This window comes from Thermococcus thermotolerans, from assembly GCF_024707485.1.
Taxonomy (GTDB): Archaea; Methanobacteriota_B; Thermococci; order Thermococcales; family Thermococcaceae; genus Thermococcus; species Thermococcus thermotolerans.
Genome location: NZ_CP102602.1, coordinates 1,475,262 through 1,490,149 on the forward strand (window position 1 = coordinate 1,475,262; position 14,888 = coordinate 1,490,149).

Sequence of the window (14,888 nt, forward strand, 5' to 3'; positions counted from 1 at the left end):
ATTGAGGAAAGCCGTAAAAATCGTTAGCACCCAGTTTTTAGCTTCAAGTTGTGAAGTTGGATGCAAAAAACTTAAAATGGAGTATCATCCATCCCGGTGCGGGCGCTATGTACGACCTTGTCATGAAAGGCAGATTCTTGAAGGGTAGGAAACTGATAGACGGGAGCATAGGGGTTCTTGACGGCAAAATTTCCAGAATATCCACCGGAGAATTAAGGGGAGAAGAAACGGTTAGGATCGGGCGTGGAAAGGTCATCCTTCCCGGCCTCATAGACGTTCACGTCCATCTCAGAGACTTTCGGCAGCGTTCCAAAGAGACCATCCGAACCGGCACCATGGCGGCGCTTCACGGTGGCATAACGGCCGTTTTTGACATGCCGAACACCGACCCACCGGTACTCGACTCATCGACATTTCGGAGAAGGGAAGCGGCATTCTCTGGCAGGGCATACACAGATTATGCGCTAAGTTTTCTCCTAAGCGACAACTGCGATGAAGCCAAAAAGGCGCAGGCAGACTTTTACAAGATATTCATGGGCGCCTCAACGGGCGGGATTTTTTCCAGGGACTTTGAAAGCGATTACTCCTGTGCTCCAGGGATCGTCAGCGTCCATGCCGAGGACGCTGGAATAATCCAGAAAAAACCTGAAAGACCACCAGAGGCCGAGATAACCGCCATAAAACGCGCCCTGAAAGCCGCCGAGAAATTCAGAAAACCCCTCAACATCTGCCACGTTTCCACTGCCGATGGAATAGATGCCATACTGAGCGCGAAGCTCCCATGGGTCAGCTTCGAGGTCACACCACACCACCTCTTCCTGACGAATAAGGACTATGAAAGGAACCCCCACCTAAAGGTTTATCCCCCGCTGAGGGACGAGGAACACAGGAGGGCACTCTGGAGAAACTTTTCCAGGATTCCGATCATAGCCAGCGACCATGCACCCCACACTCTTGAAGACAAGGAAAACGGCGCGGCAGGGATACCCGGTCTTGAGACCGAGGTGGCACTTCTCCTCGATGCGGTGAACAGGGGAATGCTGGAGCTCCAGGATATAGTGGAAAAGATGCACGAGAACCCAATTAAGATATTTGGAATAAGGAACAAAGGACTCGAAAACGGTAAGGACGCCGACTTCACAGTCGTTGATATGAAGCGAGAATGGCGGGTTAAACCCGAGGAGTTCTATACCAAGGCCAAATGGAGCCCGTGGGAGGGCAGAAAGCTGAGAGGAAAGGTAGTGATGACGATTCTCAGGGGGAACGTCGTTATGGAAGAGGACGAAATCCTAGGAAAGCCCCTGGGGGTTAGGGTAAATGCTGGAAAGGGTGACGCTTAGGGAAGTTTGGGATGTAGCAAAGGACGTTAAAGCGTTCCGCTTCGATAAGAAGCTGGAATTCAGGGCGGGACAGTTCATAATGGTCTGGCTTCCCAGAGTTGGAGAAAAACCATTCAGTCTGGCCTGGAACGACACCATAGTCGTCAAGCGCGTTGGACCTTTCACGGGCAGGCTCTTTGAGCTGAGGGAAGGAGATTACATCTGGATCAGAGGCCCCTACGGAAGGGGCTTCGAGCCCAAAGGGGAGAGGATAGCCCTAGTGGGAGGCGGAATAGGGATTCCACCCCTGTATGCATTTGCAAAACAGCACCGGAACAGATTTGAGAGGATAACCCTCATCTATGGTGCCCGCTCAAGGGACGAGCTGGCACTGATGGACATCGAAAACTACGTGGACGAAGTTGTTATCACGACAGATGACGGCTCGGCCGGAAGGAGGGGCTTTCCAACGGAGGTTCTCGCCGAAAGGAAAGGAGAATTCGACCAGGCTTACGCCTGCGGCCCAGAGCCGATGCTCAAGGCCGTTCTCAGGATCATGAACTATAAGAACGTCCAGATATCGGCCGAGCGGTATATGAAGTGCGGAATCGGCGTATGCGGCTCCTGCAACCTCGGAAAGTACCTCGTCTGCAGGGATGGTCCCGTCTTCGACGGCTTCCAGCTGAGGGGACTGCTCTGACCAATCACCTTTTTAAACCCCTTTTCTCCGTTTCGGCCGGTGGGAGAATGAAGCGGATGAGCTGGGAGGAGTTTGCGAGAAGCATGGGTGTGGAGCCCCAAATCCTTGAGAACAGGGAGGCGAGACTGCTAAAGAAGTTCGTGATGGATTTAAAGTTCCCCACTCACTGCCAGGGCTGTCAGGGGCTGGATTTGAGCAATCCCAATCCCGTTCACCACCCGAGCTACGAGCTAACACCTGCCTGCAACCACGACTGCATATTCTGCTATTCGAACGTCGCGGTCAAGCTCAGGAAAGCCCCCAGACCCGGCTACTACGGCTGGGACAGGCCGTACGCGATAACGGTCTCCCAGTACGGGGAGCCCCTCATGAGCCCGCGCATAGTCGAGGTCAACAGAATGCTCAGGGAAAGGTTTCCGGGGGCGAGGCTCGACCTTCAGACCAACGGCTCACTTTTGACTGAGGAGCTGTGGAGCAAGCTCGACTTCGACCTGGTCATGATAAGCCTCGATGCAGCGAGTAGGGAGAAGCATTTGATGATAACCAACGCCGACACCTTTGAAAACGTCGTGAATGCTCTTAGAATAGTCGGCTCAGATAAAAGCGTCCGCTCGATCGTCAGGACGATATTCATGCCGGGCATCAACGACGAGGACATACCCAGGATAGCCGAGCTGGCCGCCTCGCTTGGTGTGGACGAGATGATGCTCCAGCCCCTCACGATTCACGAGCTGAACGTTGAGAGGCTTAAGAAAGCTGGGCTGGATTTTGAAAGGGCAGAGAGCATAAGGGAATACCTGAAAACGGCAATGGAGGCAAAGAAATACATAGACGTCCGTATAAGCGGCTGTCAGCTGGCTATATACCGGACAATGGACCCGCTGACGCTCTTCAGCGCGAGGCGCGTTGCCAGGGACGTTGCTCCAATAGTGAAGAGAAAGCGGGCGGAGATAGAGGAGACCTGCGACGGGGCGTTCAGACTCAACGTCGAAGGGGTAAACCTGGAAGCGCTCGCCTCAAATCTAGCTGCCCTCAGGGTTGGATACACTATGAAAAACGGTACCCTCAGGTTTAAGGACGGCGACGCAGAGGTTGTGGTCTTCAAAAGCGGGAAGGTGCTGATAAAGGGCGTTGGAGAGGAGGAGGCGAGGGAGATTTACAGCAGATATTTCAAGGGCAATTTGTCTTAATCCCATCCACTGCACAGCCCCAAATCCCCTCCGGAGCGCTGAGAGGAAGCGTTAAATATCTCTTCACCTACCTTTTACAGCCGGGGATAGCGATGATACGCGAGATATTTGCCTTCGTATTCCTGATGGCGTTCCTTTTCCTGAACCTGGCTGTAATCCTTATGAGAACCTTCGGCAGCATCGCCGGCATGACCTGGAGGAAGGTTCTAACGCTGGAGATACCGGAGAATGAGAAGAAGGGCATCGAGAGAATCTACACGCTGGTCTGGATAGCCGTTGGGATCTGGGCCTTCTGGAAGCTCTGGGGGGCTTCGTGGGCGGCGGCATTCTTCGGATTTCTGGCCTTCAGGAGCGGGGCCAACATCACAAGAACCCTCGTCTACGGCCTCCACGACCAGAGGGTCATCGAGGAGTACACCGAGAACAGCAGGCTTCTGGGGATAATAGGAACGGCCACCAAGCTGACGATAATGCTCGAAACGGTCTTCGTCGTCGCCTTTGCACTGGCGTACAAGGCATTCTCAGTGACCCTCAGCCCAAACGGAATGAGCGCGAACACTTTCATCCTATCGCTGTGGATTCTCGGGCTTGTATTTGGACTGCTCTTCGGATGGTTTATAGCAAGGAACAACCGCGGAATACTCCTCCAGAACGCCATAGCCATAGTGGGCTTCTTCGCAACTAAGAAAGGGAAGAAGAAAACCGAGAAAACCGTTGAAAAGGCCAGGAGAGCTCCCAAAAAACTTCGTTCGAAGTTCCCGAAGATGGGAAAATAACTTTTTAAACCGCCTCTCTTTTCTTCCACCATGCTCAAGTGCTCACTCTGCATACACGACGAGAGGACGGCAAAGATAGACATCATCGACGGAAGGCCGATATGCCGGGAATGTCAGGTCTACCTGAAGCATCCCATCGACAGGGAGAAAATCTGCGCCGAGCTTGATGAGCTCATGAAGGATGTTGACAGGGCAATCGTTGCCTACTCTGGCGGCAAAGACAGCACAGTCGCGCTGTATCTGGCAAAGGAGGCATACAAGATTCCGGAACTGGAGGCGGTGATGGTCGACCACGGGCTTATGGCTAAAGAAGCCATAGAAAACGCGGAGAGGATTGCCAAGGCACTTGACGTTCCATTCACGGTTCTGCACTACGATTACTCAGACATTTTCCGCGAAGCCCTTCTCAAAGGAGATTCCCCCTGCAGGCGCTGTTCCAGGAGAACCCTGAAAAAACTTCACAAATATGCCCTCAGAAACGGCTACAGATACATCATAACGGGCCACGAGCTTCCCTTCGGTCACCACCCCTACAGGCCCATGAAGGGAGGAGTGGTTCAGATAAGGCTCCTCTCCATGATACCTGAGAAGGAGAGGCTCGAACTCCTCAAAGGCCTTCCCTTCGAATTCCCAAAGCTACCGGGATACACCACCAACTGCCTCGTCCTTGGCCCGGCGCTTGAGAGGTACTGGGAGAAGCACGGCCACAGCTTCGAGCAGAGGAGAATAGCCGCACTCGTACGCTACGGCCTGATGAGCCGGGAGAAGGCCGAGAGGGAGCTGTCAAGGCCGGTTGTGCCCGAGTTCCAGAGAAAGATCGTCTTCAAAAAACTCGGAATAAGTCACGAATAAAGGTGTGATTAAAACTCGTCCGACAGAAACGTCAGGCCGATGCCGACGAGGACTATTGCTATGGAAGGCGAGAGCGGCCACCACCAGAGGGTATAGATGGCGTTTTGAGAGAATGCCTCAGCCACAAAGGAGCCCCAGTTAACGCCAGGGATTATCCCGAAGAGGCCGAGTACGGAAACCACCGCTATCATCTGGGCGAAGAGGAGCGTGGAGTACGAGAGGGCGTAGGGGACGACTGCCTTCATTATATGCCTCATGATTATCGCCAGGTCGCCCGCACCCAGGGCCCTCGCGGATTCTATGTACTCCTGAACCTTCTCGTGCATAACTATTCCTCTGACTGCACTGGCGAACTTGCCCACGAGGAGCACAGCCAGAATGAGTGCCAGCTCGACCGTCCCCATCCTGAGCTTCCCATGAGAGCCCGTGGAGGAGAGAACAAACACAATCACTATCGCCAGCGGTAGGTAAGGAATGGAGTTGAGGGCCTCTAGGACAACAGAGACAGCGTCGCCGAACTTCGATTCGTAATAACCCGAGGCGACACCGAGGAAAAGGCCGATTAATATCACAAAGAGAGTTGTGAGGAAGGCCAAAACCAGCGTGTTCACCGTGGAGCCAACAAAACCCACCCACAGGTCTCTTCCCTTGTAGTCCGTGCCGAGGAGGCCGTAGGTGTCGCCGACCAATGTGGCCTCAACGCCAGAAGGATGAACCAGAATCGTGTAAGTGCCCCTCAGCGGTTGCCGGTTTCCGTCCATGAAGAGGGCCTGCGTGGGGGTTATGAATGCCAGATCCTCCCTCCTGAGACCGAGTTCCTCGATGGCGAAGCGCCTGGCCTGGAGGGCGAGGTCAACGTTCGAGTTCACGCTTGAGGTGCCATTTATCTCCCCTTCAAGATGAACAACCCGTCCGTCCGGCCGAAATATGGTTATTGAAACCTTTCCCTTCCCCCTGAGAACCAGATTGGAGGGCGCCTTATCTTCTACCGTGTAGTTAACCCCTCCCCTGAAGGTAAGGGTCTCGGAGTCTACCGTGTAGTTAACCCCTCCCCTGAAGGTAAGGGTCTCGGAGGAATCCCCCAGCCAGACCGGCTTCGCCCCCCTGGGATAGTCAACCCAGAATAGATAGTTGTCCCAGTTGTCGAGCTTGAGCCGGTCAAGGGTTGCGTAACTTCCAGCGGTGAACGTGAGAAATAGCAGCAAAACCAGCGCACCCACCTTTCTGCGGTTCATGACGACCCCCTCGGCTCCAGCTTTATCGAGAGAACCTCAACGATTATCGAGACGATGAAGTTCATGAGCACGAGAACGGTGACCACGAAGGCAAAGATGCCTGCGTAGAAGAACACGCTGTCCGGTGTTATGATGAGTGCCGAAGCTAGGAGCGTCCCCAGTCCGTTGAGCTTGAAGAGGTAGTCAACGACGAGGATCAGCGTTTGAATTTCAATGAAGTTCTGGAGCCAGACGTGCATCACCGGGACTACTGAGGCCCTCACGACGTGCCGTTTAACCCTCCTCTCGGGAAGACCCATCGCCTTCTTCGCCTCAACATAGGGTTGCTGAAACTCTTCCCTCATAACGACGGTTATGCCCTCGGCCAGCCCCCAGCTGGCGACGAGCAGAACAGAGAGAACCGGAAAGACGAAGTAGGCGAGCATCTCTAAGCCCAAACCCTTGAGGCCGTTGGCAAGCTCAGAGGGTATCGGAGAGTAGATTATGAGCAAAAAGAAGAGAACCACGAAGAACCACACGGGAATGCCGTTGAAGGTTCTCGCGGCCATCTGCAGGAAACCATAGAAGCGTTCACTCCTCACAGCCTTGAATGAGAGAAGAAGAGCCGAGAGCACCACGAAGACCTCGGTCAGAACGAGAAAGATCAGGGTTCTGTATATGTAGCCCCAGTCCACACTTTGAAAGCCGTAGAGGTAGTCCCATGAACCCCTCGTTTTGTGCCCAAAAAGGTCTTCGATGATAATCCACATGTACTTCAGACCCACGTGGAGGGAGGACATCCCCAGTTCGGGATGGGTCTTTGGGGCGATGTACCTGACGTAATACTCAAAGGGATCCATACCGAGCTTTTCTGCCGTAGCCACAACCTTTCCCGCGTTGGGATTGAACTGAAAGAAGCCAACGGCCTCGTAGTACGCCCTTTTCTCCACAACGCCTTTTATGGCGTATCCGAGCACAAAGGCTACCAGCAGGGTTACTATCGCGTATCTGATTACTATCCGCCTCAGGGACAAAGACACACCCCCACATGAAGGTGCGTACAACCTTAACCCATTACAGTAAAAATTCCCAACAATCTTTAAAAAGTTTTACTTTTAATTAAAGCCTGCAACAGGTTCCAAAAGAAAAACCACAAAAGGTGTATCATCCAAGGTGGGCACCCAGAGCTCTGCGGGCGGTTTCTAGAACCTCCTCGGGTGACACCTTGAACCCCCCTCCCCTTGCGAGGGTCTCGCTTCCGCCTCCACCTCCGCCGACTTCCGAAAGAACCTTCCTCAGGAGGTCTCTCATCGAGATGCCTTCAACCTCCCTGTTCTTGGCGAATATAACGTAGTTCTCGCCCGCCACTAGTGCAACGGTCTTGGGATTCTTGTCAACGAGGTAAACCACGAAGGCCTGAGCGTCCTTCATTGGAGCGTCCTCTATGTATGAGACGACTTTGATTCCGTTGATTTCCTCTGCGTTGTCCAGCAGGGCCTTCGCCTTCCATCTCCAGAGCTCCCTTCTAAGGCCGTCCTTTTCCTCCTCAAGCCTATCGATTTCGGCCTTGAGCTCCCGCACGCGCCGGACTAGCGGGCGGTTCTTGTTGGGCATCTCATCGAGGCTTAGCCAGTAGTCGGCCATAAGCTCGTCCAGATACTTTAGAGCCCTGTTTCCACAGACGAATTCGATGCGCCAGAGCTTCCTGCTCTTCCGGTAGAAGTTGACTACCTTTACGATGCCAACTTCCCTCGTGCGCCCCACATGCGTCCCGCCGCAGGGTATTACGTCAACATTGGGAATGGAGACTATCCTTATCGGGGGCCTGACTTTATCGGAGAGCTCCTTCCGGAGCTTTTTCTGAAGTTCCTCTGGGAGCTCATCGTAAACCTCCACCTCAACAGGAAGGTCCGACCAGACGATTCCGTTGGCGGTTCTCTCCACCTCAAAAATCATCTCCCACGTAAGCTCGCCGGGGTAGTCTATCTCTATCTTGTTGTAGCCCTCGAATATCTGGAAGCCGGTCGTGTTGGCGCCGTAGAGGTCCTTGAAGACCGCCGAGAGGATATGCTGCCCAGTGTGCTGGCGCATGTTCTCGTAGCGCCATTCAGCATCGAGGATTAGCCTCACAGGTTCTCCCGACTCCGGAAGGCGGCCCTCAAGTTTTCCTTCGTGCCATATCTCGTCCTTTCCATTAACCTTTTCGACGGTTATCCTGAAGCCCTCACCGGCTATTATTCCCCTGTCGGAGGGCTGACCGCCACCCTCAGGGTAGAAAATAGTCCTGTCGAGCAGGATTCTCACTCTCTCGCCCCTTCTCTCGACCATCTTAACCCTCGCGCCGGCCTCCCAGAGGTAGGCGTTTTTGTAGAACAGCTTTTCCGTCATGTCACCACCAGGAAGAAAAGGAAGGCTGGAAATAAAAGGGTTGTTGCTTCACGAACCCTCAGCCTGGGCCCTGGCCTCAATGAGGGCCTTGACCCTCTTCAGCCTGAAGAAGTTCTCGCGCTCCATCTCGTCGAGGCGCTGCTTGATGAACTTGACGGTGGCTTCCATCCTCGGGATTATTATGTACTCAAGGGCATTGACGCGCCTCTTGGTGACCTCTATCTCCTTCGCGAGCCTTTTGAGTGTCTCCTCCACCTCGGCCAAGCGAACCGCCAGGTCGAGAACCTCTTCAAACTTTCCGGCGGCGAGATCCACCTTGGCCGAGCTGGAAACGAAGGCGTAGCCGCGCTCGTCCGCGCTCCTCCTGAAGGATTCTGCCTCGATGAGAGGAACCGGGACGCCCATGACGTTCCTCCGCTTTATCTCGACCTCCCGGTTGGGCTTCACAGAGAGACCTATCTCCCTGAGGCGCAGGGTTCCAACGTCTATCTCAGCACTCTGAAGGGCGGAGAAGGCCTCGGCCATCTTCCTGCCCAGCTCTTCCCTAAGCTGGAGCGCCTCGTCGTATATCGTGAAGAACTCCATCACCAAAGCATCTTGCTTGTCCTTGAGGAGCTTGTGGCCCTTCTTGGCCAGCTTAATGCGCCTCTTGAGGTTCAGGAGCTCCATACGGGTGGGCTTGACGTTGAGCAACTCTGCCATCTCGACCACCTAAAGGTTAAAGGGGAGGTCAGCCCTCCCTCTTCCTGTACTTCGGGTGGTACTTGAGGATGTACTCCTTCCTGACACGCTTGAGCTCGCTCTCCGGAAGCTCCGCCAGAAGCTCCCAGCCGAGGTCGAGGGTCTCCTCGATGCTCCTGTCCTCATCGTAGCGCTGGGCGACGAATTCTCTCTCAAACCTGTCAGCGAACTTGAGGTACTTCCTGTCGGTTTCACTGAGTGCCTCCTCACCAACGACGGCGACGAGATCCCTAAGCGAGCGCCCCTCAGCGTAGGCAGCGTATAGCTGCTGGCTGAGCTGCGGGTGGTCTTCCCTAGTCATTCCCTTACCGATACCATCCTTCATCAGACGGCTGAGGCTCGGGAGAACGTCAATGGGCGGGTAGATACCCTTTCTGTGCAGCTCCCTGCTGAGGACTATCTGTCCCTCGGTGATGTACCCGGTCAAATCCGGAATCGGGTGGGTGATATCGTCGTCCGGCATCGTCAGGATGGGCACCTGCGTGATGGAACCCTTCCTGCCCCTGACACGGCCGGCACGCTCGTAGATGGTCGCTAAGTCGGTGTACATGTAACCCGGATAACCGCGCCTTCCTGGAACCTCTTCACGAGCAGCAGAAATCTCACGCAGAGCTTCTGCGTAGTTGGTCATGTCGGTGAGTATAACCAGAACCTGCATGTCGTAGTCGAAAGCTAGATACTCAGCAACCGTCAGCGCCATACGCGGGGTGATGATGCGCTCGATTGCCGGGTCATCTGCTAGGTTAAGGAATAGGACGGCCCTCTCTATTGCTCCGGTCTCCTCGAAGCTCTTCTTGAAGAAGTTGGCTTCCTCGTAGGTGATACCCATCGCGGCAAAGACGACGGCGAACTGCTCCTCCTCGCCGAGGACCTTCGCCTGCCTGGCTATCTGGGCAGCGAGCATGTTGTGTGGAAGACCGGAACCGCTGAAGATGGGCAGCTTCTGACCACGGATGAGGGTGTTCATTCCGTCTATAGCGGAAACACCTGTCTGGATGAAGTCCCTCGGGTAGGCCCTCGCGACCGGGTTGAGTGGGGCGCCGTGGACGTCGCGCCTGTCTTCGGGTATAATCTCTGGGCCTCCGTCTATCGGCTTCCCAATACCGTTGAAGACCCTGCCGAGCATGTCCATGCTAACCGGAACCTTGAGGGTCTCACCGGTGAAGCGGACGCGGGTGGTCTTTATGTCGAGATCCCTAGTCCCCTCGAAGACCTGAACGATTGCCATGTCCTGCCTGGCTTCAAGAACCTGTCCCTTCCTCTTCTCCCCGCTCTCGGTCTCTATCTCGACGACCTCACCGTATGCCACACCTTTGACGCCCTGGACGATCATGAGCGGCCCGTAAATCTTGCTAACGGTCGAGTACTCCATTCCCGGCATCGGAATCACGCTCCGTACTTCCTAAAGAGCTCCTCAAACTGCTCGTTCGTCTCATCGATGAGAGCTTTGACCTTCTCTATCTCCGGTTCAAACTTCATACGGCCTATCTTCTCCCTGACCGGGAGCCTGGCTATCTCGTCGACCGGAATCCCTCTGTCGACGGCCTCCATGGTCTTCTCGTAGAAGTTGAGGATAACCCTCATCATGGTGACCTGCTTCTTCGGCGGGCAGTAGGTGTCCACCTCGTCAAACGCATCCTGCTGGAGGTAGTCCTCACGGAGCATCCTTGTGACTATGAGCACCGCCTTCTCCCTGTCGGGCAACGCGTCCGGACCGACTATCCTAACTATCTCCTGCAGTTCCGCCTCCTTCTGGAGGAGTGCCATTGCCGTGTCGCGCATCTTTCTCCACTCGGGGTCAACGTTCTTGTGCCACCAGTCCTGAATTGAGTCGAGGTAGAGGGAGTAGCTCCTGAGCCAGTTGATTGCCGGGAAGTGCCTCCTCCTGGCCAAGTCAGCATCGAGCGCCCAGAATACCTTGACGACCCTCAACGTGTTCTGGACGACGGGCTCGCTGAAGTCTCCACCGGGCGGTGAAACGGCACCTATGACGGAAACACTTCCAATCCTCTCGTCGCTTCCGAGGGTGACTACACGGCCGGCACGCTCGTAGAACTCGGCAATCTTACTGGCTAGGTAAGCTGGATAGCCTTCCTCACCGGGCATCTCCTCAAGCCTTCCGGAAATCTCACGCAAAGCTTCAGCCCACCTGCTTGTGGAGTCAGCCATGAGAGCGACGTCATAGCCCATGTCCCTGAAGTACTCAGCGATGGTGATTCCGGTGTAGATGGACGCCTCACGGGCAGCGACCGGCATGTTCGAGGTGTTGGCTATGAGAACCGTCCTCTCCATGAGCGGCTTCCCGGTCTTCGGGTCCTTGAGCTTCGGGAACTCCTCAAGGACGTCGGTCATCTCATTTCCGCGCTCACCGCATCCGATGTAAACAACCACCTGGGCGTCGCTCCACTTCGCCAGCTGGTGCTGGGTGACGGTCTTTCCTGAACCGAAGGGGCCAGGAATGGCGGCGGTTCCACCCTTGGCCTGGCTGAAGAAGGTGTCAATCGTCCTCTGGCCGGTGATGAGCGGGACCTCCGGCGGAAGCTTCCTCTTGTAGGGCCTTTTAACACGGACCGGCCATTTGTGGTACATCTTGAGCTCCTCAATGCTCCCGTCCGGCTTCTTGACCTTGGCTATGACCTCCTCGATGGTGTAGTCGCCCTCCTCAGCTATCTCGATTATCTCGCCCTCGACCCACGCGGGACGAGGATTCTGTGCTCGATGATGCTTGTTTCAGGAACAACACCGAGGATGTCGCCGCCGGTAACCTTATCTCCGACCTTGACCTTCGGTGTGAAGTGCCACTTCTTGTCCCTCGGCAATGCCGGGGCGGTAAGACCCCTCGCTATGAAGTCGCCGCTGAGCTCCCTGAGAACGTTGAGCGGCCTCTGAATTCCATCGTACATCGCGGTAAGAAGTCCGGGACCGAGCTCGACGCTCAGTGAAGCCCCGGTTCCTTCAACCGGCTCACCCGGTCTTATACCTGCAGTCTCCTCATAGACCTGAATGACCGCTTTGTCCCCTTCAAGGCGGATAATTTCTCCTATGAGCCCCATTTCGCCGACGCGAACCACCTCGTACATCTTGCTTCCTTTCATTCCGTCGGCAACGACGAGCGGACCGGTAACGCGAATTATCCTTCCCATTTCCCTTCACCTCTTCAGCTCAACACCAATTGCCCTTCTAACTATCTCCTTGATCGCCTCTTCACCAAGCCTGGAGCCGGACTTGTCCGGCACCTGAAGGATGATTGGAAGGGTAACCTCCGGAAGTTCAACTTTCTGGACGAATCTCTCGGTTATCAGGATTATCCCTATATCGTCCCTCTCTACGAGCTCCTTCAGCTTGTTCTTCAGGCGCTCCATATCAAGGGGGGTGTCGTCGAAGGAGTAAACCTCGTGGGCACCGGCGAGTTTGAAGCCGAGCGCGGTGTCCTTGTCCCCAAGCACGGCTATCTTCATGCAACATCACCCGCGAGTTCCTTTATTCTCTCAGGGTGAACCCCGTCCTCGATGAGCTTCGCTATGGCCCTGAGCTTCCTGACTTCCCTCTCCTTCTGGAGGATGTAGCTTAACGGAGCCGCGACGCTGAGCGGGTAGAACCTGTTGAGCTCGTTCATCCTCTCAAGGATGTGCCTCTCAAGGGCCCTCTCAAGAACGCTGAGATCCCTCTCGACTTCCTCCCTGACGTCCCTGATGACCTTGCCGTACTTGGTGGAGTCCAGCTCGGCCAAGGCCATGCTCAGGTCGTCAACGTGGAGGAGAGGGTCGAGTCTTATGCTCCCTCCAGGTATTATCAGCGGCCTTATCTCCTCTGCGGTCATTCCGGCTGACTTCGCCCTGAGGACCATAAGTATGTTGGTCTTGTCGATTTTGAGCCTGACGAACTCTTCAAGGATGACGCGCTCGTCGTCTTTCCTTGAGAGAGCATAGCGGAGGAGCTTTCCGTAGTGCATCCTGTAGAGCTCTGTCTCGAACTCCTGGAGCGATACCTCTCCAAGGAGCAATCTCTGGTAGGGCTCCTCGTAGGGAGTGCCCTCAAGGATAACGAGTATCTCCTCCATGGTCTTTGCCTCTGCCATGGCCTTGACCTTCGGGAGCATCGGGCCTATTTCCATGACGTAGTCGCCCGCAACCTCGCCGGCGAACTTGGCCTTGACGACACTCGCTATGTTCCTGACGTCCCACTCCTCGAGCATGAACCTGAAGAACGGGCCAACCCTCTTCGGGAGGATCTTAATCATCAGCTCGTAGGTTCCGGCAAGGGCCTTTTCCAAGGCCCTCTCTATCTCCTCGACGGTGTAGGTCGAAACGTCGGTGAGGTAGTCCTTGTAGTCGGTGTCTTCCAGACTGACGACAAAGTTCTGCAGTGTTCTGCTCTCGGCTAACTCATTGAAGCGCTGCTCGGTGAGGAGCTTTGCCTCCATGGCCTTTATCCTGGCGTTTGGGTATGAATAGGGTGTGTACTTCCATACTATCCTTGCCGTCTTATATCCCACCCAGGCGAACACCACAGCCAGCGTCGTGTTTAGGATTCCACTTACGGCTCCTGCTTCCATTAACCTCACCCGAAGAGAGCCTTGGCTATCTCTGCCCTCAGTTCACTCTCAAACCTCTCTATCCTTGCCTCGAAGGTGTTGTCGACCCTAATAGAGCCGTCGGGGGCCTCCACAAGAACGCCACCTATGCTCTGTATTGGCTCACCGAGGCTTATCTCCACATCCCTTCCGAGCTTTGCCACAACGGACTCCCTGAACTCTCCCAGCCTGCTCTCAAGGAGCTTCAGGGTCTTCTCGTTGGAGCGAACAATGCAGGCCTCCCCACCGAGCTCCTCGAGGGCCCTAACGGTAAGGTCGATGAGCATCGGGAAGTACTCTTCCTCGGGAAGCTCCGCGAGCCTTTCCCTGAGGGCGGTTAGTACTTCCTGAATGAGCTCCTCCTGAACCTCAAGGCGCTTCTTCCTGACCTCAAGCCTCGCGTTGGCTATTATGCGCTGCTTCTCCGTCTCCGCCTGGGTCTGGGCCTTCCTGAGTATCCACTCAGCCCTCGCTTCGGCCCTCTTTCTCGCCTCTTCCTTAATCCTCTCCGCCTCTTTCTGGGCCTCGCTGAGTATGTACTGTATCTTCTGCTCCGCTTCCCTGTTTATCTCCTGAATTATCAGCTCTGCTCCATCCATCTTCCTTCCTCCTTGACCTATAAAGAAAGTTGTGGGAGTCAGAAGCCGACTCCGGTAACTATCATGATCAGGGCGCCGACGAGACCGAAGATGGCCATGGTCTCCGCCATAGCGGAGAATATGATTCCCTGGGTGAACGTCTTCGGGTTCTTGGCAACGGCACCGATGCTCGCGCTGGCGATGATTCCCTGCGGTATTGCCGAGAGACCGGTAAGGCCGACGGTGAGACCTGCGCCGAGGAGTATGGCGCTCTTAACGATGTTGTCCATGTTGGTCGGGTCGGTGAACTTGAAGCCGCCACCGAGGATTCCAGAGACCATCAGGATGAGGAACAGCGTAATGAGGCCGTATATGCTCTGGGTCATTGGCAGACCCTCAAGGATGAGGGCGTTCTTAAAGTTCCTCTCATCCTCGGCGACGACTCCGGCCGCTGCGGCACCGGCTATACCGACACCAAAGGCCGAAGCTGCTCCAGCTATTCCTGCGGCAAGGGCCGCACCGAGGGATACGTAAACTATCGGGTCCATCTTTCATGC

At 55.1% G+C, this 14,888-nt stretch carries 13 protein-coding genes and 2 pseudogenes; 5 read left to right on the plus strand and 10 right to left on the minus strand.

Going from position 1 to position 14,888, the window contains the following annotated elements:
• Positions 1-107 precede the first annotated feature (107 nt).
• The 5 genes and pseudogenes from NUS69_RS08415 to NUS69_RS08435 all read left to right on the plus strand — a co-directional run bounded on the left by NUS69_RS08415 (position 108) and on the right by NUS69_RS08435 (position 4,837).
• A complete protein-coding gene (locus tag NUS69_RS08415; protein WP_258083359.1) occupies positions 108-1,340 on the plus strand; it encodes a dihydroorotase in 1,233 nt (410 codons plus the stop codon).
• Positions 1,318-2,019 (plus strand): dihydroorotate dehydrogenase electron transfer subunit, encoded by a 702-nt coding sequence (locus tag NUS69_RS08420; protein ID WP_258083360.1) that lies wholly within the window; start codon positions 1,318-1,320, stop codon positions 2,017-2,019. Before NUS69_RS08415 ends, NUS69_RS08420 begins: the two co-directional genes overlap by 23 nt.
• 47 nt (positions 2,020-2,066) lie before the next feature.
• Positions 2,067-2,963 (plus strand): annotated as a pseudogene (locus NUS69_RS08425) (radical SAM protein); the annotation flags it as partial.
• 338 nt (positions 2,964-3,301) lie between these two features.
• On the plus strand, positions 3,302-3,985 hold the full coding sequence (locus tag NUS69_RS08430) for a hypothetical protein (RefSeq protein ID WP_258083361.1): 684 nt from the start codon (positions 3,302-3,304) through the stop codon (positions 3,983-3,985).
• Between the two features lie 30 nt (positions 3,986-4,015).
• The gene (locus NUS69_RS08435) at positions 4,016-4,837 is read left to right on the plus strand and encodes a 7-cyano-7-deazaguanine synthase (protein ID WP_258083362.1); all 822 of its coding nucleotides are present in this window, start codon (positions 4,016-4,018) and stop codon (positions 4,835-4,837) included.
• An 8-nt stretch (positions 4,838-4,845) separates the two neighbouring features.
• Here the strand turns inward: NUS69_RS08435 and NUS69_RS08440 are convergent, their stop codons facing one another.
• The 10 genes and pseudogenes from NUS69_RS08440 to NUS69_RS08485 all read right to left on the minus strand — a co-directional run bounded on the left by NUS69_RS08440 (position 4,846) and on the right by NUS69_RS08485 (position 14,879).
• Positions 4,846-6,072, minus strand: a complete 1,227-nt coding sequence (locus NUS69_RS08440; protein ID WP_258083363.1) for an ABC transporter permease — start codon at positions 6,070-6,072, stop codon at positions 4,846-4,848.
• The gene (locus tag NUS69_RS08445) at positions 6,069-7,085 is read right to left on the minus strand and encodes an ABC transporter permease subunit (RefSeq protein WP_258083364.1); all 1,017 of its coding nucleotides are present in this window, start codon (positions 7,083-7,085) and stop codon (positions 6,069-6,071) included. Before NUS69_RS08445 ends, NUS69_RS08440 begins: the two co-directional genes overlap by 4 nt.
• 130 nt (positions 7,086-7,215) lie before the next feature.
• Positions 7,216-8,439 (minus strand): alanyl-tRNA editing protein, encoded by a 1,224-nt coding sequence (locus tag NUS69_RS08450; protein WP_258083365.1) that lies wholly within the window; start codon positions 8,437-8,439, stop codon positions 7,216-7,218.
• A 48-nt stretch (positions 8,440-8,487) separates the two neighbouring features.
• Complete coding sequence (locus NUS69_RS08455) at positions 8,488-9,141, minus strand: V-type ATP synthase subunit D (RefSeq protein ID WP_258083366.1); 654 nt, start codon at positions 9,139-9,141, stop codon at positions 8,488-8,490.
• A gap of 28 nt (positions 9,142-9,169) precedes the next feature.
• Positions 9,170-10,561 carry an ATP synthase subunit B gene (locus NUS69_RS08460; RefSeq protein ID WP_258083367.1) on the minus strand — a complete coding sequence of 464 codons (1,392 nt, stop codon included), beginning with the start codon at positions 10,559-10,561 and terminating at the stop codon, positions 9,170-9,172.
• 5 nt (positions 10,562-10,566) lie between these two features.
• Positions 10,567-12,275 (minus strand): annotated as a pseudogene (locus NUS69_RS08465) (ATP synthase subunit A).
• A gap of 54 nt (positions 12,276-12,329) precedes the next feature.
• Complete coding sequence (locus NUS69_RS08470) at positions 12,330-12,638, minus strand: V-type ATP synthase subunit F (protein WP_055429957.1); 309 nt, start codon at positions 12,636-12,638, stop codon at positions 12,330-12,332.
• Positions 12,635-13,735 carry a V-type ATP synthase subunit C gene (locus tag NUS69_RS08475; RefSeq protein WP_258083368.1) on the minus strand — a complete coding sequence of 367 codons (1,101 nt, stop codon included), beginning with the start codon at positions 13,733-13,735 and terminating at the stop codon, positions 12,635-12,637. Before NUS69_RS08475 ends, NUS69_RS08470 begins: the two co-directional genes overlap by 4 nt.
• A gap of 5 nt (positions 13,736-13,740) precedes the next feature.
• Complete coding sequence (locus NUS69_RS08480; RefSeq protein ID WP_258083369.1) at positions 13,741-14,352, minus strand: V-type ATP synthase subunit E; 612 nt, start codon at positions 14,350-14,352, stop codon at positions 13,741-13,743.
• Between the two features lie 38 nt (positions 14,353-14,390).
• On the minus strand, positions 14,391-14,879 hold the full coding sequence (locus NUS69_RS08485) for a V-type ATP synthase subunit K (RefSeq protein ID WP_088181426.1): 489 nt from the start codon (positions 14,877-14,879) through the stop codon (positions 14,391-14,393).
• Positions 14,880-14,888: the final 9 nt, after the last annotated feature.

Coding starts and splice junctions, on each gene's coding strand:
- NUS69_RS08430 (WP_258083361.1), top strand. CDS start 3,302: ATGATACGCGAGATATTTGCCTTCGTATTCCTGATGGCGTTCCTTTTC.
- NUS69_RS08450 (WP_258083365.1), bottom strand. CDS start 8,439: ATGACGGAAAAGCTGTTCTACAAAAACGCCTACCTCTGGGAGGCCGGC.
- NUS69_RS08455 (WP_258083366.1), bottom strand. CDS start 9,141: ATGGCAGAGTTGCTCAACGTCAAGCCCACCCGTATGGAGCTCCTGAAC.
- NUS69_RS08470 (WP_055429957.1), bottom strand. CDS start 12,638: ATGAAGATAGCCGTGCTTGGGGACAAGGACACCGCGCTCGGCTTCAAA.
- NUS69_RS08440 (WP_258083363.1), bottom strand. CDS start 6,072: ATGAACCGCAGAAAGGTGGGTGCGCTGGTTTTGCTGCTATTTCTCACG.
- NUS69_RS08485 (WP_088181426.1), bottom strand. CDS start 14,879: ATGGACCCGATAGTTTACGTATCCCTCGGTGCGGCCCTTGCCGCAGGA.
- NUS69_RS08415 (WP_258083359.1), top strand. CDS start 108: ATGTACGACCTTGTCATGAAAGGCAGATTCTTGAAGGGTAGGAAACTG.
- NUS69_RS08435 (WP_258083362.1), top strand. CDS start 4,016: ATGCTCAAGTGCTCACTCTGCATACACGACGAGAGGACGGCAAAGATA.
- NUS69_RS08475 (WP_258083368.1), bottom strand. CDS start 13,735: ATGGAAGCAGGAGCCGTAAGTGGAATCCTAAACACGACGCTGGCTGTG.
- NUS69_RS08480 (WP_258083369.1), bottom strand. CDS start 14,352: ATGGATGGAGCAGAGCTGATAATTCAGGAGATAAACAGGGAAGCGGAG.
- NUS69_RS08460 (WP_258083367.1), bottom strand. CDS start 10,561: ATGCCGGGAATGGAGTACTCGACCGTTAGCAAGATTTACGGGCCGCTC.
- NUS69_RS08420 (WP_258083360.1), top strand. CDS start 1,318: ATGCTGGAAAGGGTGACGCTTAGGGAAGTTTGGGATGTAGCAAAGGAC.